The sequence below is a fragment of the Allorhizobium borbori genome, assembly GCF_014196535.1.
Taxonomy (GTDB): domain Bacteria; phylum Pseudomonadota; class Alphaproteobacteria; order Rhizobiales; family Rhizobiaceae; genus Ectorhizobium; species Ectorhizobium borbori.
Genome location: NZ_JACIDU010000004.1, coordinates 196,705 through 222,964, shown reverse-complemented (window position 1 = coordinate 222,964; position 26,260 = coordinate 196,705). Strand labels below are relative to the sequence as shown.

At 59.9% G+C, this 26,260-nt stretch carries 19 protein-coding genes; 9 read left to right on the top strand and 10 right to left on the bottom strand.

Features of this window, described 5'->3' with window-relative positions; genetic code table 11:
• Nucleotides 1-215: 215 nt before the first annotated feature.
• The 5 genes from topA to rpmG all read left to right on the top strand — a co-directional run bounded on the left by topA (nt 216) and on the right by rpmG (nt 7,409).
• On the top strand, nt 216-2,888 hold the full coding sequence (gene topA, locus GGQ66_RS06820) for a type I DNA topoisomerase (protein ID WP_183790786.1): 2,673 nt from the start codon (nt 216-218) through the stop codon (nt 2,886-2,888).
• On the top strand, nt 2,885-5,242 hold the full coding sequence (gene rnr / locus GGQ66_RS06815; RefSeq protein WP_183790783.1) for a ribonuclease R: 2,358 nt from the start codon (nt 2,885-2,887) through the stop codon (nt 5,240-5,242). The genes topA and rnr overlap by 4 nt, the downstream gene beginning before the upstream one ends.
• A 60-nt stretch (nt 5,243-5,302) precedes the next feature.
• Nucleotides 5,303-5,950, top strand: coding sequence for an NUDIX hydrolase (locus tag GGQ66_RS06810; RefSeq protein WP_183790978.1), 648 nt, complete (start codon nt 5,303-5,305; stop codon nt 5,948-5,950).
• A gap of 12 nt (nt 5,951-5,962) precedes the next feature.
• Nucleotides 5,963-7,150, top strand: coding sequence for an MFS transporter (locus GGQ66_RS06805; protein ID WP_183790781.1), 1,188 nt, complete (start codon nt 5,963-5,965; stop codon nt 7,148-7,150).
• A 91-nt stretch (nt 7,151-7,241) separates the two neighbouring features.
• Nucleotides 7,242-7,409, top strand: coding sequence for a 50S ribosomal protein L33 (gene rpmG, locus GGQ66_RS06800; RefSeq protein WP_023512792.1), 168 nt, complete (start codon nt 7,242-7,244; stop codon nt 7,407-7,409).
• Between the two features lie 825 nt (nt 7,410-8,234).
• Here the strand turns inward: rpmG and GGQ66_RS06795 are convergent.
• Nucleotides 8,235-9,608 (bottom strand): PleD family two-component system response regulator, encoded by a 1,374-nt coding sequence (locus tag GGQ66_RS06795; protein WP_183790779.1) that lies wholly within the window; start codon nt 9,606-9,608, stop codon nt 8,235-8,237.
• A gap of 19 nt (nt 9,609-9,627) precedes the next feature.
• Nucleotides 9,628-9,999, bottom strand: a complete 372-nt coding sequence (locus GGQ66_RS06790; RefSeq protein WP_183790777.1) for a response regulator — start codon at nt 9,997-9,999, stop codon at nt 9,628-9,630.
• Nucleotides 10,000-10,090: 91 nt separating this feature from the next.
• Between GGQ66_RS06790 and GGQ66_RS06785 the strand changes: the two genes are divergently transcribed.
• The 4 genes from GGQ66_RS06785 to GGQ66_RS06770 all read left to right on the top strand — a co-directional run bounded on the left by GGQ66_RS06785 (nt 10,091) and on the right by GGQ66_RS06770 (nt 13,772).
• Nucleotides 10,091-10,399 (top strand): DUF3572 domain-containing protein, encoded by a 309-nt coding sequence (locus tag GGQ66_RS06785; RefSeq protein ID WP_183790775.1) that lies wholly within the window; start codon nt 10,091-10,093, stop codon nt 10,397-10,399.
• Between the two features lie 3 nt (nt 10,400-10,402).
• Nucleotides 10,403-11,053, top strand: a complete 651-nt coding sequence (locus GGQ66_RS06780) for a hypothetical protein (protein WP_370686307.1) — start codon at nt 10,403-10,405, stop codon at nt 11,051-11,053.
• A 92-nt stretch (nt 11,054-11,145) separates the two neighbouring features.
• Complete coding sequence (locus GGQ66_RS06775) at nt 11,146-12,438, top strand: DNA polymerase IV (RefSeq protein ID WP_183790770.1); 1,293 nt, start codon at nt 11,146-11,148, stop codon at nt 12,436-12,438.
• An 80-nt stretch (nt 12,439-12,518) separates the two neighbouring features.
• Nucleotides 12,519-13,772 carry a L,D-transpeptidase family protein gene (locus GGQ66_RS06770; protein ID WP_183790768.1) on the top strand — a complete coding sequence of 418 codons (1,254 nt, stop codon included), beginning with the start codon at nt 12,519-12,521 and terminating at the stop codon, nt 13,770-13,772.
• Between the two features lie 208 nt (nt 13,773-13,980).
• Here GGQ66_RS06770 and dnaE read toward each other — a convergent pair whose 3' ends face one another.
• From dnaE to nuoN, 8 genes are all read right to left on the bottom strand, one after another.
• The gene (gene dnaE / locus GGQ66_RS06765; protein WP_183790765.1) at nt 13,981-17,478 is read right to left on the bottom strand and encodes a DNA polymerase III subunit alpha; all 3,498 of its coding nucleotides are present in this window, start codon (nt 17,476-17,478) and stop codon (nt 13,981-13,983) included.
• 378 nt (nt 17,479-17,856) lie between these two features.
• The gene (locus tag GGQ66_RS06760) at nt 17,857-18,540 is read right to left on the bottom strand and encodes an ABC transporter ATP-binding protein (RefSeq protein WP_183790763.1); all 684 of its coding nucleotides are present in this window, start codon (nt 18,538-18,540) and stop codon (nt 17,857-17,859) included.
• A 14-nt stretch (nt 18,541-18,554) separates the two neighbouring features.
• Nucleotides 18,555-19,859: a lipoprotein-releasing ABC transporter permease subunit gene (locus GGQ66_RS06755; protein ID WP_183790761.1), complete on the bottom strand. Its 1,305-nt coding sequence runs from the start codon at nt 19,857-19,859 to the stop codon at nt 18,555-18,557.
• A 16-nt stretch (nt 19,860-19,875) separates the two neighbouring features.
• Nucleotides 19,876-21,198, bottom strand: coding sequence for a proline--tRNA ligase (gene proS / locus GGQ66_RS06750; protein WP_183790759.1), 1,323 nt, complete (start codon nt 21,196-21,198; stop codon nt 19,876-19,878).
• A 690-nt stretch (nt 21,199-21,888) separates the two neighbouring features.
• Complete coding sequence (gene mce / locus GGQ66_RS06745) at nt 21,889-22,293, bottom strand: methylmalonyl-CoA epimerase (protein WP_183790757.1); 405 nt, start codon at nt 22,291-22,293, stop codon at nt 21,889-21,891.
• 66 nt (nt 22,294-22,359) lie between these two features.
• Nucleotides 22,360-24,027, bottom strand: a complete 1,668-nt coding sequence (locus tag GGQ66_RS06740; RefSeq protein ID WP_183790755.1) for a ribonuclease J — start codon at nt 24,025-24,027, stop codon at nt 22,360-22,362.
• Between the two features lie 17 nt (nt 24,028-24,044).
• Nucleotides 24,045-24,803, bottom strand: a complete 759-nt coding sequence (locus GGQ66_RS06735; protein ID WP_183790976.1) for a biotin--[acetyl-CoA-carboxylase] ligase — start codon at nt 24,801-24,803, stop codon at nt 24,045-24,047.
• A 5-nt stretch (nt 24,804-24,808) separates the two neighbouring features.
• Nucleotides 24,809-26,251: an NADH-quinone oxidoreductase subunit NuoN gene (gene nuoN, locus GGQ66_RS06730; protein ID WP_183790753.1), complete on the bottom strand. Its 1,443-nt coding sequence runs from the start codon at nt 26,249-26,251 to the stop codon at nt 24,809-24,811.
• Between the last annotated feature and the right edge of the window lie 9 nt (nt 26,252-26,260).

Sequence of the window (26,260 nt, the reverse complement as noted above, 5' to 3'; positions counted from 1 at the left end):
ATACTCAACATAAAAAGCATAGCGCAAACACCACCAATTGCAATCTACAATACCACTCTTTTTGGTTGCGTTAGGTTTAGAGAACGGGAAAATAGCGGAAAACACTTGACCGCAGGCGAATCCCTGTCCATTTCGGAAGACTGTCACGGCTACAACCCTGCGGCCATGTCGAACGCAGCCCGCCCTCCCGGTTCCGTATCCTTAGAGAAGCACGTATGAACGTCGTAGTGGTAGAATCGCCTGCCAAGGCCAAGACAATCAACAAATATCTCGGTCCGGGCTATAAGGTGCTGGCGTCTTTCGGCCATGTGCGAGACCTGCCCGCCAAGGACGGTTCCGTGCTTCCGGACCAGGATTTCGAGATGGTCTGGGAGGTCGACAGCGCCTCGCAGAAGCGAATCAAGGATATTGCGGACGCGGTCAAATCGTCCGACGCCCTGTTTCTCGCGACCGACCCGGATCGCGAAGGTGAAGCGATTTCCTGGCATGTGCTCGACGTATTGAAGAAGAAGCGGGTGATCGGCGACAAGCCGGTGAAGCGTGTCGTCTTCAATGCCATCACCAAAAAGGCCGTGCTCGATGCCATGGCCAATCCACGCGATATCGACGAGCCGCTGGTCGATGCCTATCTGGCCCGCCGTGCCCTCGACTATCTTGTCGGGTTCAACCTGTCGCCGGTTCTTTGGCGCAAGCTGCCGGGCGCCCGTTCGGCCGGCCGCGTGCAGTCGGTCGCGCTTCGCCTCGTCTGTGACCGCGAAAGCGAGATCGAGCGTTTCGTTTCGGAAGAATACTGGACGATTGCCGCCCTCCTCAAGACCCCGCGCGGCGACGAGTTCGAGGCACGGCTTGTCTCTGCCGACGGCAAGAAGCTGCAGCGCAACTCCATTTCCAACGGCAACGACGCCAACCGCATCAAGACGCTGCTCGAAGGAGCGACCTATGTGGTCGATACCGTCGAGGCCAAGCCCGTCAAGCGCAATCCCTCGCCACCCTTCACCACCTCCACGCTACAGCAGGCCGCCTCCTCCAAGCTCGGCTTCTCCGCCTCCCGCACCATGCAAATCGCCCAGAAGCTCTATGAAGGCTTCGACATCGGCGGGGAAACCGTCGGTCTTATTACCTATATGCGTACCGACGGCGTGCAGATGGCGCCCGAAGCGATCGATGCCGCCCGTTCCGCCATCGGCGAGCAGTTCGGTAACCGCTACCTGCCGGAAAAGCCGCGCTTCTATTCCACCAAGGCCAAGAACGCCCAGGAAGCCCACGAGGCCATCCGCCCGACGGACTTCACCCGTACGCCGGATCAGGTGAAGCGCTTCCTCGATAGCGACCAGTATCGCCTTTACGACATCATCTGGAAGCGGGGCATCGCCAGCCAGATGGCCTCTGCCGAAATCGAGCGCACCACGGTGGAAATCCTCGCCGACAACAAGGGCGAGAAGGCAGGCCTGCGCGCCGTTGGCTCCGTCATCCGCTTTGATGGTTTCATTGCCGCCTATACCGACGCCAAGGAAGATGGCGAACAGGGCGACGACAGCGAGGACGGCGCACGCCTGCCGCAGATCAACCAGGCCGAAGCGCTGGCAAAGCAGAAGATCGACGCCGCCCAGCATTTCACCGAACCGCCGCCGCGTTACTCCGAAGCCTCGCTCATCAAGAAGATGGAAGAACTCGGCATCGGCCGCCCCTCGACCTATGCCGCGACGCTCGCCACGCTGCGCGACCGTGATTACGTGACCATCGACAAGCGGAAGCTGATGCCGCAGACCAAGGGTCGGCTGGTAACGTCGTTCCTCGAAAACTTCTTCACGAAGTATGTCGAATACGATTTCACCGCCGATCTCGAGGAAAAGCTCGACAAGATTTCCGCCGGTGAACTCGACTGGAAGCAGGTGCTGCGCGAATTCTGGCAGAACTTCTTCCAGCAGATCGAGGATACGAAAGAACTGCGCGTCACCAACGTGCTTGATGCGCTGAACGACGCGCTTGCACCGCTCGTCTTCCCGAAACGTGAGGATGGGTCCGATCCGCGCGTCTGTCAGGTCTGCGGCACCGGTCAGCTTTCGCTGAAGCTCGGCAAGTACGGCGCGTTTGTCGGCTGTTCGAACTATCCGGAATGCAGCTACACCCGCCAGCTTTCCAACGAAGGCGGCGCGGAAGCAGAGGCCATCGGTACCGAGCCGAAGGCGCTCGGTACCGACCCGATGACCGGCGAGGAAATCACCCTGCGCTCCGGCCGCTTCGGACCCTACGTGCAGCGCGGCGATGGCAAGGAAGCCAAACGCTCCTCCCTGCCACGCGGCTGGAAGGTGGAGGATATCGACTACGAAAAGGCGATGGCGCTCATATCGCTGCCGCGCGACATCGGCCAGCACCCGGAAACGGGCAAGATGATTTCCGCCGGTATCGGACGTTACGGACCGTTCATCCTGCATGACGGCACCTATGCCAATCTCGAATCGGTCGAGGACGTGTTCACCATCGGCCTCAACCGCGCCGTCACCGTTCTGGCCGAAAAGCAGTCCAAGGGTCCGGGCCGTGCCCGCACGGCCGCTGCCGCACTCAAGGAGCTGGGTGAACACCCTTCCGGCGGTGCAATCACCGTGCGCGACGGGCGTTATGGACCCTATGTCAACTGGGGCAAGGTGAATGCCACCCTGCCCCGTGGCAAGGACCCGCAAAGCGTGACCGTCGAGGAGGCGCTGGCGCTCATTACCGAAAAGAGCGGCAAGGCCGCACCGGCGAAAACGGCCACGAAATCCCCCGCCAAGAAGGCGGCCAGCGCGGATGGTGAGGCCAAGAAGGCCGCCAAGCCCAAGGCCGCCGCCAAGGCGAAGGCCCCGGCCAAGTCCAAGGCCGCCACAACAAAGAAGAAGACCGACCAGTGAGCAAGCTACCGCGCGACCCTTTTCACCGCACCGATCGCAAGGCCGGTCGCAAAGGCCGCGCGGATGCCGACATCTCCGCCGGCAAGGACGAGATCGTTCATGGCGTAGTGCCGCCGCGCGAAGTGCTGCTGTGCTTCATCGCCGACCATCCGGAACAGGCGTCCAAGCGCGAGATTTCCAAGGCGTTCGGCCTGAAGGGAGACGCCCGCGTCGAACTCAAGGATCTGTTGCGCGATCTCGAAAGCGAAGGCCTTTTGCAGAAAAGCCGCAAGTCGCTGATCCGCCCTGGCGCGCTGCCGCCCGTCACCGTTCTCGACATTACCACCCGCGACAAGGATGGCGAACTCATCGGTCGCCCGGCGGAGTGGTCGGAAGAGAATGGCGTGGCCCCCGCCGTGCTGATCCGCCAATCGTCCACCAATCGCGGCGACCGCGCCAAGGTGCCGACCGCCGGCCTCGGCGATCGGATCGTCGCCAAGATCTTCCCGTCGAAGGATCGTTCCGGCCCGGCCTATACGGCCCGGGTCATCAAGATCATCGACAAGAACCGCAATGCCTCGCTCGGCGTTTTCCGGCCCATGCCGGGCGGTGCCGGCCGTCTCATCCCCATCGACCGGCGCGGCGAGGAAATGGCGATCGATCCGGATTTCACCGGTGACGCGAAGAACGGCGATCTCGTTTCGGTCGAAGTGACGCGCGGCGGGCGCTACGGGCTTGCCCGCGCCAAGGTGCTGAACGTCATCGGCTCGGTCGATTCGGAAAAGGCGATCTCGATGATCGCCATCCACGATCACGGCATTCCCTACATTTTCCCGCAGCCGGTGATGGATGCGGCGGCAGCCGCCGAGCCGGCACCGATGAAGAACCGCGAGGACTGGCGCCACGTCCCCCTCGTCACTATCGACCCGGCGGACGCCAAGGACCATGACGACGCCGTTTATGCCGAACCGGACCCCTCGCCCGACAATCCGGGCGGCGTGATCGTGACGGTGGCGATTGCAGACGTGTCCTGGTACATTCGGCCGGGCTCACCGCTCGATCGCGAGGCCCTGAAGCGCGGCAACTCCGTCTATTTCCCGGATCGCGTCGTGCCGATGCTGCCGGAGCGCATTTCCAACGACCTCTGCTCGCTGCGCGAGGGCGAGGACCGCCCGGCCATGGCGGTGCGCATGGTGTTTTCGAAGGAAGGCCGCAAAGCCAGCCATACCTTCCACCGCGTCATGATGAAGAGTGCGGCTAAGCTCTCCTATAATCAGGCACAGGCGGCAATCGACGGCAACCCCGACGACAAGACCGGACCACTGCTCGAACCCATCCTGAAGCCGCTGTGGGCCGCCTATGCGATCATGAAGGCAGGTCGTGACCGCCGCCAGCCGCTCGAACTCGACATGCCCGAGCGCAAGATCCTGCTGAAGCCGGATGGCACCGTCGACCGGGTGTTCGTGCCGGAACGGCTCGACGCGCACAAGCTTATTGAAGAGATGATGATTCAGGCGAATGTCTGCGCCGCCGAAACGCTGGAGAAGAAGCGTCAGCCACTGATCTACCGCGTGCACGACGCGCCCTCGCTTGCCAAGCAGGAAACCCTGCGCGAGTTTCTGGCAACGCTCGGCATTTCCATGGCCAAGGGTGGACAGGTACGCTCCAACTCCTTCAACGGCATTCTGGCGAAGGCCGAGGGAACGCCGCACCAGACCATGGTCAATGAAATGGTGCTGCGCTCGCAAAGCCAGGCCGTCTACAGCCCGGAGAATATCGGCCATTTTGGCCTTAACCTCATGAAATACGCTCACTTCACCTCGCCGATTCGCCGTTATGCCGACCTGATCGTGCATCGGGCGCTGGTCGGTTCTCTTGGATTGGGCGAAGGCGGTATCACACCGGATGAAGAATCGGCGCTCGACGATATCGCCGCCGAAATCTCCACCTTCGAGCGCCGCGCCATGGCGGCCGAGCGCGATACCGTCAACCGTCTCGTGGCCCACCATCTGGCGGGTCGCATCGGCGAAAGCTTCCAGGGCCGTGTGTCCGGCGTCACCAAAGCCGGGCTCTTTGTGGCCCTGCCGGAATATGGCGCAGACGGCTTCGTGCCGGTTTCGACACTCGGCATGGACTATTTCATCTATGACGAAGCCCATCAGGCTCTGACCGGCGAACGAACCGGCCTTGGCTACCGGCTGGGCGACAGCGTCGAGGTGAAGCTGGCGGAGGCGCTGCCGCTGGCTGGCGCTCTGCGTTTTGAAATGCTGAGCGAAGGACGCAAGATGCCGCCGGCCATGCGCTCGTTCCACAAGACCGCCCGTCGCGGCGGCCCGAAGCGGCCCGGCACAAGGCCACCGCGCGGGCGGCGCTAACGGCGGCAACTGCAAAGGGGGGCAGGTTTGCAGGGCAACAACACCATCGACACCAATGAAATGGATGCCGGCGGCAGAAGCGCCTATCTGCGACCGCGGGACGCGGCGGCGATCGTGCTGATCGACCGATCTGCCGAACGCTGGCGCGTTCTGATGGGCAAGCGTTCGAGCCGCCACGTCTTCATGCCGGAATCCTATGTCTTTCCCGGTGGCCGCTGCGACCCCGGCGATCATGCCCTGCCCTTTTCCGCCGATCTGCGTCCGTCCGTCCTTGAAAAGCTCCGGATCGGGCCACCTGCCCGGCTTTCCGCCGCCCGGGCACGCGCCATGGCGCTGGCCGCCCTGCGTGAGCTTACGGAGGAGACAGGGCTCGTTCCAGCCGGTGCGGCCCCCGACCTGTCGTGCCTGCGCTTTGCGGTACGCGCCATCACACCGCCCGGCCGCGTGCGACGCTACGATACGCGGTTCTTCGTCGCATTCGCCGACGAAGCGGCGGTCGATCCCGCAATGGCACGGGATTCGGACGAGTTGCACGACGTGCGCTGGCTTGACATCGAGGGCGATCCAAGTCTCAACATCCCGAAGATTACCCGCTCCGTACTCACGGATGTGAGAACGCTTCTGACCACGCGCCCGACGCTTTCCGTCCCAGACCCGGTTCCCTTCTATCGCACGCTCCACGGTCGTGCACTGCGCAGCATCCTGTGAGGATTTCAGGCAATGAATGAGGCGAAGACGCCTGACGATCACGGGCATGCGGAAAGTATCCACTGGCCTTCCCTGGCGGCTGCCATCTCGGCTATCACAGCCGTCGGCATCGCGATCGGTCTTGGGTTGCCGCTCCTGTCGATCATTCTGGAAAAGCGCGGCATCTCCTCCACGCTGATCGGGCTGAACTCCGCAATGGCCGGCATTGCCGCCATGATTGCCGCCCCCATGACCACCTGGTTCGCCCACCGGTTCGGCGTGGCCACCACGATGCTCTGGGCCGTCGTCATCGCTACCGCCAGCGGCATGGGCTTCTATTACGCGGAGAACTTCTGGTACTGGTTCCCGCTGCGCCTGTTCTTCCACGGTGCGATCACCACGCTCTTCGTTCTCTCCGAATTCTGGATCAACGCCGCTGCTCCGCCCTCGCGCCGGGGACTGGTGCTCGGCATTTACGCGACCGTGCTGTCCATCGGCTTTGCCATGGGGCCGCTGATCTTCTCCCTGACCGGCAGCGAGGGCATCGTGCCCTTCCTGATTGCCGGCGGCGCCATCCTTTGCGCCGCCATCCCGATCTTCCTTGCCCGCAACGAAAGCCCCGATCTCGGCGAAGGCTCCGAACACCACTTCCTGCGCTACATCCTGCTCGTGCCGACTGCGACCGTCGCCGCCTTCGTGTTTGGCGCCGTGGAAGCCGGCGGCCTGTCGCTCTTTCCCATCTACGCCACCCGCGAAGGCTTCACGGAAACGCAGGCCGCGCTGCTGCTCACCGTCATGGGCGTCGGCAACATGGTTTTCCAGATCCCGCTCGGCATGATTTCTGACCGCATGCACGACCGCAGGCCGCTTCTGGCGGCCATGGCCGTGGTTGGCCTCATCGGCGCCCTCTGTCTGCCGCTGCTAAGCGTGAGCTGGGTTCTGATGGCCATTACCCTGCTCTTCTGGGGCGGCAGTGTCTCCGGTCTCTATACGATCGGCCTGACGCATCTGGGTTCGCGCCTGAAGGGCTCGGACCTCGCCAACGCCAACGCCGCCTTCGTCTTCTGCTACGCAATGGGTACGGTGGGCGGGCCACAGGGAATCGGCGCGGCCATGGATGTAAGTGGCAATCACGGATTTGCATGGGCAATTGCCGGATTTTTTGCCCTGTATGTGCTGGTTTCCTTGGGCCGTTTGCTTTTCCGACCAAAACAGACTTGACTTTTTGGGCGCGATTTGTAGTTTCCGGCCAGATTTCGCCGTGGACCACACGCCGTCCACGGCTTCATTTTTAGCTAAAGGCAGAACGACCATGGCGAAAGCAACGACCATCAAGATCAAGCTGCTCTCGACGGCCGACACGGGTTTCTTCTACGTGACGACCAAGAACAGCCGCACCATGACCGACAAGATGACCAAGACGAAGTACGATCCGGTCGTCAAGAAGCACGTCGAGTTCAAGGAAACCAAGATCAAGTAATTCCTGATCTTAGGACATTCGCCAAGGGCGTGCGCCTTCGGGCCGCGCCCTTTGCTTTGCCTGCCAGGCGGGTCCCCGCCCGCATGGCGAACCAGGCGATACGGCGGTGACGCTTGCGCAAAGAAAAAGCGCCGCAACCCGAAGGCGCGGCGCTTGATAAGGGGTCGACCGATGCGCATCATGGCACGAGGAACCATGTATAATCTGCGAACCAGCCGACCAGCCCCACGACCCAGGAGATGCGGCGGACCTGAGCATCATGGGGTAACTGGAACACCTCGCGTATGCGAGACGTTGTGTGACTAGAAAGTCGCGCATTTCAAAAAAGAAATCAACATTTTCTTAACGTTCGAAAAAATTAATCATTGCTCATGGTTAAAAATGGGACACGTTTCTATCGTACCCAAAAGAACGTGGCTTTTTTCTCTAAGTATATTTCCGATTTGAATTCGTACTATTAAAAGTATATCATAATTTCTTGCGGCGCAAAATGTGTCCATTCCGGCAATTTCAATAGTTTACAGCCCGCGCGCAGAAAAACAGGGCGCGAAAGCGATGTCTTTTCAACTTGATGCACCCTATGCGAAAGCACGGTGGCACGAACTATACGTGCCAATATATCGAGGGTAACTTTTCAGGATTGATTCCGTGGCTCGGAAAACTGACTTTTTCATCAGAACGTCATTTCCCGAATGAAATCCGCCATTCTGACGAGTTCTGGGGCAAAACCAACATTATCCACAACCAAAGCTGCCATAAGTCGGGTTTTCACTGCCGATAAAACCGCTTTTCATCAATAAAAGTGATTCTGCCAACGGGCCGATATCAGGCTGCTGCCGCGACAACCATGTTGCGTCCGCGGTTCTTCGCTTCATAAAGCGCCAGATCCGCCTGCTTGAACAGTTGTTCGGGCGTGCAAACGTCCGGGCCAATGGAAGCGATACCGAGAGAGGCGGTGATGGTGAGACGCTGTTCCCTGCCCCGCAGGATGAACGTCTCGCCTTCGATGCCCATGCGTAGCCGCTCCGCGATGGCCACAGCCGATGGCGCATCGGTATCCGGCATGACGACGACGAATTCCTCGCCACCAAACCGACAAGCCAGATCAGCGCCACGCACCGCCGCCCGAATGCGGCTCGAGAACTGCTTCAGCACCTCGTCACCGGCATCGTGCCCATAGGTATCATTGATGCTCTTGAACCGGTCGATATCGACAACGCAGATCGAGAGCGACCGTCCCCTGGCGGCGGCCCGCGCGAACAAGGTCTTGATATGGTTATCCAGATAACGGCGGTTGTTCAAACCCGTCAGCGGGTCGGTCACGGCAAGTTCGATCGTCTGTTCAAGGCTCGCCCGAAGACGGTCATTGTAACGCTTGCGCTTGATCTGCGTGAGGCAGCGCGCAATCAGTTCGTTCGGATCGATGGGGCGGGAGATATAATCGTTCACGCCCAGATCGAGCGAGCGCACGACAATATCGTCGTTGCCCTGCTCCGTGACGAGCAGGATCGGAATAAAACGGGTGCGCTCAAGCGAGCGAAGCTGCGAACACAAACGCAGGGGATCATAATCCTCGAAATTCGAGTTGACGATCACAAGGTCGAAGTTCGTCTCAGCCGCTTCGAACAGCGCCGCTTGCGGGTCCGACATCGCCATGACGTTGGCTACCGGCTTCAAGGTCTTGATGAGACGTTCCTGGGAGGTTCCGCGACCATCGACCAGAAGCACCTGGGCTGCCTCGTCCAGCCGCTCCTCGAAGGCCTTCAACACGTCCTCGCCCCCCATCTTGCGGGCGGTTTCGGCGCGGATGCGCAGTTCATCGCTCAATGTCTTCAAGCGCATGAGGCTCTTCACGCGCGAGATGAGCTGAAGGTCGTTGACAGGCTTGGTCAGGAAATCATCAGCGCCGGCTTTCAGGCCACGCACGCGATCGGACGGCTGGTCGAGCGCCGTGACCATCACGACCGGAATATGCATGGTGCGTGGATTGGCCTTCAGCCGCTCGCAAACCTCGAAGCCATCGATACCCGGCATCATAATGTCGAGCAGGACGACATCGACCTGTGTCGATTCACAAAGCTCGAGCGCCTGATAGCCATTTTCAGCCGTCAGGACATCGAAATACTCTGCCAGAAGCCGTGCTTCGAGCAGTTTCACGTTTGCGGGAATGTCGTCTACGACCAGAATTCGTGCCGTCATGGTCCTACCTTGACGCTCATCATGCGTCTCCGAGATAAGTCTTGATCGTTTCGATGAATTTCGGAACGGATATGGGTTTGGAGACATAGGCCTCGCAACCGCCCTGCCGGATGCGCTCCTCGTCGCCCTTCATCGCAAAGGCGGTGACGGCAATAACGGGGATGACATGCAGTTCGTCGTCTTCCTTCAGCCATTTGGTCACTTCAAGGCCGGATACTTCAGGAAGCTGAATATCCATGAGAATGAGATCGGGACGATGTTTGCGCGCAAGATCAAGGGCTTCCATGCCGTTGCGGGTCTGGATCGTGCGATAGCCCGATGCCTCGATGAGGTCGCGAAAGAGCTTCATATTAAGCTCGTTGTCCTCTACAATCAAAACCTGCTTGGGCATACCTGATGTCCTTCACTCGCGCAGCATCGCGCGTCCCCACGGGCAGACAGTACATTCATTTGGTTTCGAAAACGGTAATTCCGGCAAGTACATGATCGGCAACTTCAAAAAACCCCGTCCGGCCGAAGCCGAACCCGAAATCCTGGCGCTGACAGTACTTGCCTGGCTGTCGGAAGAGCCGGATCTTCTGGCGCGCTTTCTGGCGCTGTCCGGCTTGCAGATGACGCAGATCGCCGATGCTGCCCGTGATCGCGGCTTTCTCGGCGGCGTTCTCGACTTTATAATGGGCAATGAACCTGATCTGCTGCGTTTTGCAACGGCAACCGGTGTTGCACCTGAAGCTATCGCTGATGCCTGGCAGCGTCTTTACGGCGGCGGCCTCGATTCAGGGCAATACTGACCTATCATGAGCGAAGACGATCTCATCGCCCACATCCACCTTGGCGACCGCCCGCTTGCCGTGTTCGATGTCGATGATGTCGTGCTGCAGTTCATTGCTCCCTTCGAGACTTATCTCGCCGGCCAAGAGCTTGCGCTTTTGCCCCGCTCGTTCCGCCTCTTCGGCAACATCGTCTCAACGGCCACCGGCGAACCGCTCTCCGAGGCCGACGTGACTGCCGCCATTCTGCGCTTCTTCGACGAGCAAGAGGTCTGGCAAACACCTTTCACCGAAGCGACAAGCGTTCTGAACACGCTTGCGCGAAAGGCGGATATTGTTTTCCTCACGGCGATGCCGCCGCTCTACAGCGCCCAGCGGCGTCGCCTGCTCGATCGGTTCGACCTGCCCTATCCGCTGATTGCCACCGAAAGCCCCAAGGGACCGGTGGTCGAACGGTTGCACAAGGGGCGCCCGTTGCCGCTTGTCTTTGCCGACGACATGGTGCGCAATCTTCAATCCGTCGCGGAACATGCGCCGCAGAGCCTGCTTCTTCACATGCTGCCCGAATCACCAATCCACCGCCATGCGCCGCGCGCACCGGAAAATCTGGCCCGGTTTTGCGACTGGCAGGAAGCGGCGCGCCTGATCGACACCCATTTCGCCTCGCATCCTTGAACGGCGCAAGGCTGCATATCCGCGTAGCCCATCTTGCAGGTGCTGACCAAGCGGCATAAGGTGGCGATGTTCAACTTATGTTCCAGCGGGCCATGAGCACCAGCATCCCCTCTCCGCCCGGCTTCTGTCGGGATTGTCTGACCCCGCAATCCGAGGAGCGCAAGCGTTGCGGACGCTGCGGCAGTCCGCGCTTGGTCTATCACGCCGAGCTTGACCGTCTTGCCATCGCCCATATCGATTGCGACGCGTTCTACGCTTCCGTTGAAAAACGCGACGATCCGACTCTTGCCGACAAGCCGGTCATCATTGGCGGTGGCAAGCGTGGCGTGGTTTCCACCTGCTGTTACATTGCCCGTATCCACGGCGTGCGCTCGGCCATGCCCATGTTCAAGGCACTGGAGGCATGCCCGGAGGCGGTCGTCATCAAACCCGACATGGACAAATATGCCCGCGTCGGCCGGCAAGTGCGCACCATGATGCAGGAACTCACCCCGCTTGTGCAGCCGCTTTCCATCGATGAAGCCTTCCTGGACCTGTCCGGCACGGAACTGCTGCATCACGAGCCGCCCGCAAGGGTACTGGCGCGGCTTGCGAGGCGCATCGAGGCGGAAGTCGGTATCACCGTCTCGGTCGGGCTGTCCTACTGCAAATTCCTCGCCAAGATCGCCTCGGATCTCAGGAAGCCACGTGGCTTTGCCGTCATCGGTGAAACGGAAGCACTGTCCTTTCTGGCGCCACGCTCCGTCACCTCTATCTGGGGTGTTGGCAAGGCCTTTGCCGCCCAACTGGAAGCCGATGGCATCCGCACCATCGGCCAACTCCAGACGATGGAAGAAGGCGATCTGATGCGCCGCTACGGCACGCTTGGCCAGCGCCTCTACCGTCTTTCGCGCGGGAAGGACGACCGGCGTGTGGAGCCGGATGAGGAAGCCCGCAGCATTTCCGCCGAAACAACCTTCGACGACGACGTTTCGAACCATGACGAGCTTGTCCGCGTGTTGCGCCGCATCAGCGAAAAGGTCGCGGCGCGCCTGAAGAAATCCGGCGTGGCGGGGCACACCGTTGTCCTCAAACTCAAGACCGGCGATTTTCGACAGCGCACCCGTAATCGCCGTCTCGAAGACCCGACCCAGCTTGCCGACCGCATTTTCCGCACCGGCGTCACGCTTCTGGAAAAGGAAACCGGCGCGGACGCCTTTCGGCTGATCGGCATCGGCGTCAGCGATCTCACCGATCCAGCGCGGGCAGACCCGCCCGATCTCGTGGACGAACAGGCCACCCGGCGCGCGCGCGCCGAAGGCGCAATGGACCTTCTGCGCAACAAATTCGGCAACAAAGCCATCGAGACAGGCTACACGTTCGGAAACACAAGACCGCGCCGCTGACCGGCCCGAACGCCCGAAAATCTTCCTTAAGCATTCCTGGCTAAACTGGCCGGCATTGTATTGCGTAGGGACAGTTTCGTATGGTTTCGCGTCTCGTATTCTGTCTGGCGCTTCTGCCGGGCGTGGCGTTTTCGTCGCTCGCACTGGCAGGCGACGACAGCATTCTCCAGATCGTCGTTTCGAAGGCGCAGCAATCGCTGGCCGTCTATCGTGACGGGACAGAGATTGCCACCACCCGCGTATCCACCGGCAAGGCGGGGCATTCCACGCCAACGGGCGTGTTCTCCATTCTGGAGAAGCGCAAGTATCACGAATCCAACATCTATTCGAACGCACCCATGCCGTTCATGCAGAGGCTCACCTGGTCGGGGATCGCGTTGCACGAAGGTCGCGTTCCAAACTATCCGGCGTCCCATGGCTGTATCCGGCTTCCGGCAAAGTTCGCCCGCGAACTCTTCGGCATGACAGCGCGGGGCGTCCATGTCGTGATTTCCGAGGCCCCGGTCGTTCCCGTCCACATCAGCCATAACAACCTGTTTATCCCCCGCCAGGCGCAACCCGACATACTGCTTCTGACCGACACGCCGCTGCGTTCCACGCGTCCGCAGGCCGGCGAACGGGCGGTTGAGGTCGCCATGAACGAGACGACGACCTTGCCGCAAACCACAGTTGCTGCACCAAGGGAGCAGGAAGAGCCGATCCGCATTCTCATCACCCGGCGCGGCGACCGCGAACGCATTCTAGACATGCAGACCCTGCTCAACCAGCTTGGCTTCGATGCCGGCATCCCGGATGGCCACGCGGGACAAGCCACGTTGCGCGCCATTGCAGAATTCCGGCTTGCGCACGATCTGCCAGCGGGCAAAACCGTGTTGGACCCAGCGTTCCTGCAAGCGCTTTACAGCGCCGCGGGCAAGGCCGATTTCCCGAACGGTCAGCTTTTCGTACGCCAGAATTTCAAACCGCTTTTCGAGGGGCCCGTCAGCATTCGTGACCCTGAAAAGGAACTCGGCACCCATTTCTTCATCGCGACGGAAGCTGACGCCCAAACGGGATCAGCAGACTGGACCGCGATGACGCTGGAGAACCGGTTGCCTGAAGCCACCCTGAAACGGCTCGGCATAACACAACGGGCCGATACCACCGACCTGGATGCGGCAGGTCACACTCTTGATCGCATCGATATCCCCGACGACCTGCGCGAACGTATTGAACGCCGCCTCGGCAAGGGCTCCTCTATCACCATTACCGATAACGGCATCTCGCCGGAGACCGGACAGGGAACGGACTTCATCACGCTGACAAAGCCAGACGCGGCAGGCCGAAAGAGCTGACACCCGCATTGCGATATTGATTCATGCAATCAGGTCAACTCATTGATAAATCGGGAATTTCTCCGCAATCAAGCCTGAACTGGGATGCGGTCAGCCGCGCCGTTCGCCCCGGCCATCACCACCACTTGTTTTGCGGCCACATGCGCTTGCCAAAACAGGAGTCGATTCAGCCGCTTCACCCGGAGCGTTGAGATACCGGGCGAACGCGTCAAACCAGTTCCACATCCAGCACGCCCGGCGAGGCCCTGAGCGCAGCGGCAATTTCCGGGGAAATCCGATAGCGGCCCGGCAGGCCGACTTCGATCTCGCACCGGCCTTCGTCCTTGATCAGAATGAAAGACACGACACCATCCCCTTTGGCGCCCAAATGCTTTTCGACCGCCTTGAGGGGGCTGCTATCACGCGCATAGACGCGAAGCTCCTTCTGCATCTGAACCGACTTCTCTTCCAGCGACTGCGCCGTCTGGATGCGAAGGCCGATCCCTTCCGGGCGTTCGTCGGCAGCAACCGTGATGACCAGGGACTGGCCGGGTTCGAGCAGGTCGCGATACTGGTTGAGGGCTTCGGAGAACAGCACGGCTTCATACTGACCCGACGAATCCGAGAAGGTGACGATGCCCATCTTGTTGCCGGTCCGCGTCTTGCGTTCCTGTTTCGACGTCACCGTGCCGGCAAGGCGTCCGGCCGTTGCACCATGCTTTACCGCCGCCGAGAAATCGGCAAAGGTCTGCACACGCATCTTCGCCAGAATGTTGCGGTAGGAATCGAGCGGATGAGCCGAAAGGTAGAAGCCAAGCACGGCGAATTCACGCATCAGCTTTTCTGATGGCAGCCAGGGCGTGAATGCAGGCAACACGATGGCCTCAGGCCCGGTACTGCCCCCGCCACCCATCCCGAACATATCCGATTGGCCGCTGACTCGGTTTTCCTGCGCCCGTTGCGCAAAACCGAGAATGCGATCAAGCCCGCCGACCATTTCGGCGCGATCGCGCCCGAAGCAATCGAAGGCACCGGCATACATCATGCTTTCGAGAACGCGTCGGTTCACCTGTTTGGGGTCGATGCGCTGGCAGAAATCCTCAATGCTGGCGAAGGGCTTGTCGCCACGCACCGCAACGATGTGTTCCACCGCCGATTCACCAACGCCCTTCACGGCCGCGAGCGCGTAAAAAATCTTGTTCTCGCCCGGTTCGAAATGCCGGAATGAACTCTGGACGGATGGCGGCACGATTTCGATCCCAAGCCGCTGCGCATCCTGCCGGAAGTCGTTCAGCTTTTCGGTGTTGGCCATATCAAGCGTCATGGTCGCCGCCAGAAACTCGACCGGATAATGCGCCTTCAGGTACGCCGTCTGATAGGACACGATGGCATAGGCTGCGGCATGCGACTTGTTGAAGCCGTAATTCGCGAACTTGGCGAGCAGATCGAAGATGATATCCGCCTGGTTCTTCGAAACGCCGTTTTTCATCGCGCCGTCGACGAAGCGTTCACGCTGCTTGTCCATCTCCTCCTTGATCTTCTTGCCCATGGCACGGCGCAGAAGATCGGCTTCGCCAAGCGAGTAGCCGGAGAGAACCTGAGCGATCTGCATCACCTGTTCCTGGTAGACGATAACGCCCTGTGTCTCCTTGAGGAGGTAATCGATCTTTGGATGGATCGATTCGATTTCCTCCTCACCGTGCTTGCGAGCATTATAGACCGGAATGTTTTCCATCGGACCCGGACGATAAAGCGCCACGAGCGCGATAATGTCCTCGATACAGTCGGGCCGCATGCCGATCAGCGCCTTGCGCATGCCGGCACTTTCCACTTGGAACACGCCGACCGTTTCGCCGCGCGACAGCATTTCGTAGGTCTTCTTGTCATCCAGCGGTATCGCCGCCAGATTGACCTCGATGCCCTTGCGCGCGATGAAATCCACCGCCGTCTTCAGCACGGTCAGCGTCTTCAAGCCAAGGAAGTCGAACTTCACCAGCCCGGCCTGTTCGACCCACTTCATGTTGAACTGGGTGACCGGCATGTCCGACCGCGGGTCTCGGTACATAGGCACAAGCCGGGAGAGCGGACGGTCGCCGATCACGATACCCGCCGCATGCGTCGACGCATGCCGGTAGAGACCCTCGATCTTCTGGGCGATATCCAGTAACCGCGCGACGACCGGTTCCTTCTCCGCCTCTTCCTGAAGTCGCGGCTCTTCCTCGATGGCCTTCGAAAGGGGCGTCGGATTGGCCGGGTTGTTCGGCACCAGCTTGCAGATCTTGTCGACCTGACCATAAGGCATTTCGAGCACGCGGCCGACGTCGCGTAACGCCGCACGGGCCTGCAACGAACCGAAAGTGATGATCTGCGCCACCTGCTCGCGCCCGTACTTTCGCTGAACGTAGCGGATCACCTCTTCGCGTCGATCCTGACAGAAGTCGATATCGAAGTCAGGCATCGAAACGCGTTCCGGATTCAGGAAGCGTTCGAACAGCAGCGAGAAACGCAACGGATCAACGTCCGTAATCGTCAGTGCATAGGCGACAAGCGAGCCCGCACCCGAGCCGCGCCCCGGCCCCACTGGAATATCCTGACTCTTGGCCCATTTGATGAAGTCCGCAACGATCAGGAAGTAACCCGGAAATTTCATACGTTCGATAATCATGAGCTCGAATTCGAGCCGATCCCGGTATTCCTTCTCTTCGTATCCGGGCGCGATGCCGAGCGTACGGATGCGCTCTTCAAGCCCCTCCCACGCCTGCCGCTTCAATTCGTCGGACTCGGCCTGCTCGGCCTCTTCCGTGTCACCGGTGCCGCCAGTGAAGCGCGGCAGGATCGGTTTGCGGGTCTTCAGGATAAAGGAGCAGCGGCGGGCAATCTCGACCGTACTTTCCAGCGCCTCCGGCAGATCGGCGAAGAGCTCCGCCATCTCCTTGCGGCTTTTCAGATAATGATCCGGCGTCAGGCGAAAACGCGTATCATCGGAAACAATGGCGTTATGCGCCACCGCCATCAATGCGTCATGTGCCTCATAATCGCCGCGCGACGGGAAGAAGGCCTCGTTCGTCGCGACAAGCGGCAGATCGTGTTCGTAGGCGAGCGCCACCATTCGGGCTTCGTGACGCCGATCGTAACGTCCGTGACGCTGCAACTCGACATAAAGCCGATCCCCGAACATCTCCTTCAGAAACAGAAGCCGGCTCTCGGCAAGCGACGCATGCCCTTCCTTGAAGGCCATGTCCACCGGACCGCTCAGCGCACCGGTCAGGGCTATCAGGCCGTCATTGTCGCCATCACGCAGCCATGTGGCCGTAATTTTGACGACGCCTCCTCCCTCACCCTCAAGATAGGCACGGCTGACCAAGCTTGTCAGTCGTTCATAACCCGCCGCTGTCGCCGCCAGAAGAACGATCGCCGGAAGCTTGGCAAGGCCCTGCCCGCCGGAACGGCGGTCGGCACTGTCATCTTCCATATCGATGGAAAGCTGACAGCCGATAATCGGCTGAAGACCATCATCAATGGCCTTCTGGGCAAACTCAAGGGCAACGAAGAGATTATTCGTATCGGTAATGGCAATGGCCGGTTGGCTATCGGCAACCGCCTTGCCGAGAACCTTCTTCAGAGGCAGAGCCCCCTCGAGAAGCGAATAGGCCGAGTGCAATCTCAAATGCACGAATTCAGGGCTCGCCTGCTTTGCGTCAGCTTGCGCCTTGCCGAGATCGGCCATCGGAACCTCCACTTTCGAGCGAAGCCGCGAGGAGCGCCTTCAACCCTTGTCTTTCAACCCTTGGAAAGATGTCTGCAAGAGGAACACAGCCTTCCTGAGACTCGCTCCCCAGTTTTCCCGTTCAGAGCGGTCCTGTCCAGAGCATGCGGGCTGACGGTCAGATGGAAAGCGCGATAACCGACACGCTGGCGATGAAGGTGAGAATCGAGGCAAATGCGGCTACGTCACGAAGAAGGGCAGTCATTTCGATCTCCTGTTCTCTTATGTTTTTATTTTGTTCTCATTATGTTTCGTTGTCAACAGGATTTTTGCGCAGAAGGCGCAGGTATGCATTCGCCGTTTTTGGCGGCGGTTCGTGAACAGCGATGTCAGGAAGTTTCAGAGCTCGACGATCTTGCCGTCTGAGATCGTCACACGGCGATCCATGCGCGCTGCAAGTTCATGATTGTGGGTCGCAATCATGGCACCCAGACCGGACTGGCGAACAAGTGCCTCGAGCGCATCGAAAACATAATGCGCGGTCTGCGGATCGAGATTTCCGGTGGGTTCATCCGCAAGAAGCAGAAGCGGCGCATTGGCCACCGCGCGGGCAATGGCAACACGCTGCTGTTCCCCGCCCGAGAGTTCGCCCGGGCGGTGATCGGCCCGGTGCCCAACCCGCATGTAATCGAGCAGGGCTGCCGCGCGTTCCGCCGCTTCCTTGCGCGTCAGACCGGCGATAAGCTGCGGCATCATCACATTCTCGAGCGCGGTGAATTCGGGCAGCAGGTGATGAAACTGGTAGACGAAACCGATATCCGTACGCCGGATCGCCGTGCGCCGCTCATCGGGAAGATGGCCGCAGGCAGTGCCGTTCAGATAGACCTCGCCGCCATCCGGATGCTCCAACAGGCCAGCGATGTGCAACAGGGTGGACTTGCCCGTTCCCGAAGGCGCCACGAGCGCCACCATTTCACCGCTCGAAAGCGCGAAATCGGCCTTTGTCAGAATGGAAAGCTTCGTTTCACCCTCGCCGTAATGGCGGTCGATCCCGGTGAGTTTCAGCGCTGGAACGGAGGTCATCGGCAACTCGGCTTCTATTCGTAACGCAGGGCTTGAACCGGATCGAGGCGCGACGCACGCCAGGCCGGAAATATGGTGGCGAGGAAGGAGAGGCTCAGCGCCATGACGATGACGGAAACCGTTTCGCCGACATTCATTTCAGCCGGCAACTGGCTGAGGAAATAAAGCTCGGGGTCGAAGATGACGGTACCGGAAAGCCAGGTGAAAAATTGGCGGATGCTTTCCACATTCAGACAGACGATCACGCCCAGAACGAAACCGGCGAATGTGCCGACAATGCCGATCGCCGCCCCCGTCATGAAGAAAATGCGCATGACGGAACCCGAGGTGGCCCCCATGGTGCGCAGAATGGCGATGTCGCTGCTCTTGTCCTTCACCAGCATGATGAGGCCGGAAATGATGTTGAGCGCGGCCACCAGCACGATCAGCGTCAGGATCATGAACATGACGTTGCGTTCCACCTGGAGGGCGGAAAAGAACGTCTGGTTGCGCTGTCGCCAATCGGTCAGATATATCTGCCGACCGACCGCCTGTTCGATGGCGTCACGCGTATCATCGACCAGATCGGGATGCGTGACGAAAATCTCGATCTGCTGGACGATGCCATCGGCATTGAAATAGAGCTGGGATTCTTCCAGCGGCATGAAGATGATGCCGGAATCATATTCCGACATACCGACCTCGAAGACACCCGAAATGCGGTAGCTCTTGATGCGCGGGTTCGTGCCCATCGGGGTCACGTCGCCTTCCGGAGCCAGAAGCGATATCTGGTCGCCCGCAGTCACACCCAGCGAGTTTGCCATGCGCGTGCCGATCAGGATACCATCGCCCGCTGCATAGCCGAGCAGATCGCCCGCCTTGACGTTGTCGGCGACTTCCTTGAGCTTAAGCAGATCATCGGCCCGAACGCCACGCACGATAGCGCCGGTCCCCGCCCCCACCTTGCCGGAGGCAAAGACCTGTCCTTCAACCATGGGGATGGCCATGGTAACGCCGGGCACGGCTGAAATCTTCTTGGCGAGTTCGGGGTAATCCGACAGCGGAGAATCGATCGGCTGCAGGATGATATGACCGTTGATGCCGAGAATGCGCGAAATCAGTTCGGTGCGAAACCCGTTCATCACCGCCATGACGATGATGAGCGTGGCAACGCCCAGCATGATACCGGCGAAGGAAAAGCCGGCGATGACGGAAATGAACGCCTCCTTGCGGCGCGCTCTCAGATAACGCCAGGCCACCATCCGTTCGAAGGTGGAAAAGGGACGTGCCGCCCTGTTCTTTTCCGCCACCGCAACAGCGCCCGCATCCGCTTCCGTCATGCCTTCACACCCTTCCTCAGCCAGCGAGCTTGTTGATCGCGGCCTCTACGGACAGCGTCACGCGTTCACCCGTCCGGCGGTTCTTCAGTTCAACCTCGCCATTGGCAATGCCGCGCGGTCCGGCGATCACCTGCCACGGCACGCCGATCAGGTCGGCGGTAGCGAACTTCGCACCGGCACGCTCGTCACGGTCGTCATAGAGAACATCCTTGCCAGCGTTGGAGAGCGCCTCGTAAATCCGGCCGCTCGCCGCATCGACGGCGGCGTCACCCACCTTCATGTTGATGACCACCACATCGAAGGGAGCGACCGATTCCGGCCAGATGATTCCGTTCTCATCATGAGAAGCTTCGATGATGGCCGGAACAAGGCGCGACGGGCCGATACCGTAGGAGCCCATCTGCACTTCGTGTTCCTTGCCATCCGGCCCCTGCACCTTGGCACCCATCGGTGCGGAATATTTGGTGCCGAAGTAAAAGATATGACCGACCTCAATGCCGCGGGCAGATAGCCGATCGCCTTCCGGAATGGCGTCGAACGCCGCTTCATCGTGCATTTCGGATGTCGCAGCATACAGCGACGTCCACTTGTCGAAGATCGACTGCAGGCCATCGACACTATCGAAATCGGTGCTATCGGCGGGAATATCAAAGTTCACGAAATCGCGGTGGCAGAAAACTTCAGACTCGCCGGTCTCGGCCAGAATGATGAATTCATGACTGTGATTGCCGCCGATCGGGCCGGTATCGGCGCGCATCGGAATGGCGCGCAGACCGAGACGGTCGAAGGTGCGCAGGTATGCCGTGAACATCTTGTTGTAGGAGTGAATCGCGTCTTCCTTGGTAAGATCGAAGGAATAGGCATCCTTCATCAGGAATTCTCGCGAACGCATGGTGCCGAAGCGCGGGCGGCGCTCGTCACGGAATTTCCACTGGATATGGTAGAGATTGAGCGGCAGATCCTTGTAGCTCTTGACGTAGGACCGAAAAATGTCCGTCACCATTTCTTCGTTGGTGGGGCCGTAGAGCATGGCGCGCTTGTTGCGATCGGTGATGCGCAGCATCTCCTCACCGTAATCGTTGTAACGACCGCTTTCCTGCCACAGTTCGGCGGTCTGCAGCGTAGGCATCAGGATTTCCTGGGCGCCGGCTCGGTTCTGCTCCTCACGCACGATGTCGCAGACTTTGTCGAGCACGCGTTTGCCGAGTGGCAGCCAGGAATAGATGCCCTGGGACTGCTGACGGATCATGCCCGCGCGCAACATCAGGCGGTGCGAGACGATTTCCGCTTCCTTGGGGTTTTCCTTTAGAATGGGCAGGAAGAAACGAGACAGGCGCATGGGGGTTTCCAGTTTTGTGCCCTGCCATTCGCGCATGCGAGCGGGAATCGGGCAGCCAAGAACGATTGTGGAAGCGTTCATAAACGTTTCGGCCACAGAAGGAAACCCGAAGCCGCAGGGCCTTCGACCATTGCCCACATGCGCGTTTGCGCTGATTGAACGGCGCCTGCAGCCACAAGACTTACTGATTAAAATTTAGGCAAGGCCGGTGCCCGGCTTATTCGAAGGCAAACAAATCACCTTCACCGGCGCGAAAACCGTCGCAGGGCTGGCACAAAAGCGAGCCACAATGTTGCGACATTTTTGTCAACATGATTTTTTTGTTCGACTGTAGCATTTTTGCAAAAAATTCCAGTGACAACGGCCCGAGACTACGGTAGCGTTAGCTTACAAAAAAGGCAGAGAGCTTAAATTTTCTGCCAAACTTCGCGGTCAAGTCTTGGGAGGATCAGATCTTAGGCGCGTTCATTCGCTGCCCCGGCGACGGAAAAGGATCACGCGATACTTGAAAACAAGGCCCTCTCGGCCTTGTTTTTTTTTGCTTTCTCAACCGCCCCCAAGGCGGTAGCCATCTTCCGCTGGCCGCGTCTTAACCGCAAATCATGACAGTCGGATGAAGGTGCCTGATGTGAAAAAGCCGCCTTCCCCAAGGGAAAGCGGCCCTGACATTCAGGCTTGAAGAGAAAACGCTCAGACCTGTTCCAACTCGATGAGCGTGCCGAAGAAATCTTTCGGATGCAGGAACAGGACAGGCTTGTTATGCGCACCGATCTTCGGTTCGCCATCGCCCAGTACGCGAGCGCCGTTCTTCTTCAACTCATCACGGGCGGCAATGATGTCCTCGACTTCATAGCAGATGTGATGAATGCCGCCGGATGCGTTCTTCGCAAGGAACGCAGCAATCGGCGAGCCTTCACCGAGCGGCTCCAGCAATTCGATCTTGGTGTTCGGCAGTTCGACGAAAACCACTGTCACGCCATGTTCCGGCAGGGCCTGCGGCGCCGTCACTTTCGCGCCGAGCGTCGTATTGTAGGCTGCGGTCGCGGCTGCGAGATCCGGTACGGCGATGGCCACATGGTTGACACGTCCAAGCATGACAAGCTCCTTAAGACTTTCGTTTCGTTCGGCTCTTCCTATACCTATGGGCGAGCCGGTGTCTTCTCAGACTTTGGTCACGAAAACCGTCACAAGCGGCTTCTTGCCCCAGGCGTTGTTCACCGTGGCGCGCACGGCGCGACGCACGGCCTCACGCAGCATGTCGAGGTCCTTGCGGCGCGCGCGCGGAATGCTTTCAATGGCGCCGAGAACGCAGTCATAGACCGTATCGGCCATGTCCTCGCCTTCGTCGTCGTAGGTCGGCAAACCGTTCAGAACGACGATCGGGTCATCGCGGAAATCATAACGCTCATCCAGAACGACATTGACCGCGACATGGCCGACATAGGAGAGTTTGCGGCGCTCACCGATGCCCATCTCGTCGAAATCGCCGATGAGCTTGCCGTCGCGATAGATGCGACCGCAATGGGCCTGATCGATCACTTCTGCCGGACCGGGCGCAAGACGCAGCATATCGCCATTGCGCACGCGCGGTACCTCGGCAATGCCGGCGCTCAGCCCCAGCTCCTTCTGCGCCGTCAGATGCGCGGCTTCACCATGCACGGGCACGAGGATCTGCGGGCGCACCCATTCATACATTTGCACGAGTTCGCTGCGACGCGGATGGCCGGAGACATGTACCAGCGCGTCGCTGTCGGTCACCACCTTCACGCCCTGCTCAATCAGGCCGTTCTTGATGTCGAGAATGGCTTTTTCATTGCCGGGAATGGCGCGGGAGGAAAAGACCACTGTGTCGCCTGCCGTCAGCGCCACGTTGCGCATCTCGTCACGCGCCAGCTTGGCGAGTGCGGCCCGCGGCTCACCCTGACTGCCGGTCAGGATCACGACCACCTTGTCTCGCGGAATGTAACCGTATTCATCTTCCGCAATGAAGGGCTTCAGCCCGTCCATCATGCCGAGTTCCGAGGCAACCGCCACCACACGCTTTAGCGAGGAACCAAGCAGAAGCACCTCACGGCCTGCGGCTTCCGCTGCTTCCGCAATCGAGCGGATACGTCCGACATTGGAGGAGAAGGTGGTGATGGCAACCCGACCTTCCGCCTTCTCGATCACTTCCCGCAAGCCTTCCGACACTTCGCGTTCGGAGGGGGAAACGCCTTCGCGCATGGAGTTGGTACTGTCGCACAGCAGTGCCAGCACACCTTCATCGCCGACTTCGCGGAAACGCTTCTCGTCCGTCAACGGCCCAAGCGTCGGCTCCAGATCGATTTTCCAGTCACCGGTGTGCACCACGTTGCCGAGCGGGGTGCGAATGACCAGCGACATGGGTTCGGGGATCGAGTGGTTGACGCCAATGGCTTCGATATCGAACGGTCCGACCTTGATACGGTCGCCGGCCTTAAAGGGTGTAACCGGAATTTCCGCGCGGCTTCCTTCGTAATTACGCTTGGCCTCCAGCAAACCTGCTGTAAAGGCGCTGGCGTAAACCGGTACATTGAGGCCGGGCCAGAGGTCGTTCAGCGCGCCGTAATGGTCCTCATGGGCGTGGGTGATGATGATGCCCTTGAGATTCTTGCGCTCCTCCGCCAGGAAGCGGATATCCGGCAGCACCAGATCGACACCCGGCAGGTCCGGCCCGGCGAAAGTCACGCCGCAATCGACCATGATCCATTGGCGTTTGCCCGGCGTCCCGTAACCATAGAGCGCGAGATTCATGCCGATCTCGCCAACGCCGCCCAGCGGCAGGAACACCAGTTCTTCTTGTTTCGCCATTACAGTCACATTTCCAATCATCCAAAGAAGACGTCACCGGCGGAAATCGTTTCCCGACGGCCGTCATCCGTTTCCAGCAGCAGAAGCCCCTGATCGTCTATTCCGGCAAAGCGGCCCCGCAGAACGCGATCCGAGAGATTTACCGTGATCGCCTCGCCAATGCCGCATGCCATATCGCGCCAGAGTGCCGTCACCTCGGCGGTACCAAGGCCTTCGTTCCATATGTTTAACACGTCTACCATGGCTTCAAACAGATGCGCGAACAGTTCCTCGGGGAAAACCGTTGCACCCTCATCCAAAAGGCAGGTGACGGGATAAAGCGGATTATCCGGCTTGAAGCGCACGTTGACGCCGATACCGACGACCACCGCGTGCCGGCCATCCGGCAGAAACTCGCCTTCTATGAGAATGCCGCTCATCTTCTTGCGGCCGATCAACAGGTCATTCGGCCATTTCACCTCAAGCGGCGGAGCACCGACGGGCAAGACACGCCGAACGGCCGAACGCAAGGCAACCGCAACAGCAAGCGGCAATGACCCGAGCCGCTGCAGCGGCGCCGGGTCAATCAGAAGAAGGGAAGCATAGAGATTGCCGCGCTCGGATACCCAGGTCCGTCCACGCCGGGCACGCCCGCCCGTCTGGCGAGCGGCGGTGATCCAGAGATCGCCGCCCTGCCCCGCCCGCGCCCGGGCAAGGCATTCCTCGTTGGTGGAGCCAACCTCGTCGATGGCTTCGTGGCGGAAGCCAGACAGCGACTTCCGCCCCACCTTGTTCAACCCGGTCAAAAGAACGACTTGGCCGCTGCTTCAGCCGCGGTACCGACCGGACCACCGAAGAACAGGTAGGCTAGGACGAACAGGCCGGACAGGCCGAAGACCAGACGCAGTTCCGTGGATACGCGGTCGAACTCGCCCTTCGGTTCGTCGAACCACATCACCTTGACGACGCGCAGGTAGTAGTAGGCACCAACGACCGAAGACAGGATACCGATGATAGCCAGCGCGTAGAGCTTGGCTTCGATTGCTGCCAGGAAGACGAAGTACTTACCGAAGAAGCCTGCCAGCGGCGGAATGCCGGCCAGCGAGAACATCAACGCCGTCAGCGCGACCGCCATGAAGGGGTTGGTCTGCGACAGGCCGGCGAGATCGTCGATACCTTCGACCGTTTCACCTTCCTTGCGGCGCATGGCGATGATGCAGGCAAACGTGCCGAGCGTCATCACCATATAGACCGTCATGTAGATGATGACGCCGGAGACGCCCGACTGGTTGCCGGCGGCAAGACCGACCAGCGCATAACCCATGTGACCGATGGAGGAATAGGCCATCAGGCGCTTGATGTTCTTCTGACCGATGGCTGCGAAGGAACCGAGCAACATGGAAGCAAGCGAGATGAAGACGATGATCTGCTGCCAGTCGGCAATCACCGGCTGGAAGGCATCGGATACGACGCGAACGAGGATCGCCATCGCGCCGATCTTCGGGGCAGCGGCCAGGAAGGCCGTGACCGGTGTCGGGGCCCCTTCATAGACGTCCGGCGTCCACATGTGGAACGGCACGGCCGAAATCTTGAAGCACAGGCCCGTCAGCACGAAGACCAGACCGATCACAACGCCGAGCGAGCGGGTTTCACCTGCCAGGACCTTGGCGATCTCATCGAAGCCGGTGTTGCCCGTGAAGCCGTAGACCAGCGACATGCCGTAAAGCAGCATGCCCGAGGACAGAGCGCCCAGCACGAAATACTTGAGGCCGGCTTCCGTCGAACGCAGGCTGTCGCGGTTGATGGCGGCGATCACATAGAGAGCCAGCGACTGCAGTTCGAGCGACATGTAAAGCGAGATCATGTCATTCGCCGAGATCATCAGCAGGATGCCGAGGGTCGCGAGCAGCAGAAGCACCGGATATTCGAAGCGATCGAGATGTTCCGAGCGGGCGTTGCCGACCGTCATGATCATCGCGACAATGGAGCCGATAAGCGCCAGCACCTTCATGAAGCGCGCAAAGGGATCCGCGAGGTAGGCGCCGCCGAACGCCTCGCCTTCCGGCGAAGCAATCAGCAGCCAGAGGCCGGAGGCAATGAGGAGCGCCACGGCAAGGCCCGTCACCGTTGGTGCGGACTTGTCGCCATTGAACACGCCGATCATCAGGAGCGCAAGCGCGCCGACGGCCAGGATCAATTCAGGAACGGCAAGATGGAGGCTTGCGAGAAGAGTTTCAACGGTCATGATCACGTC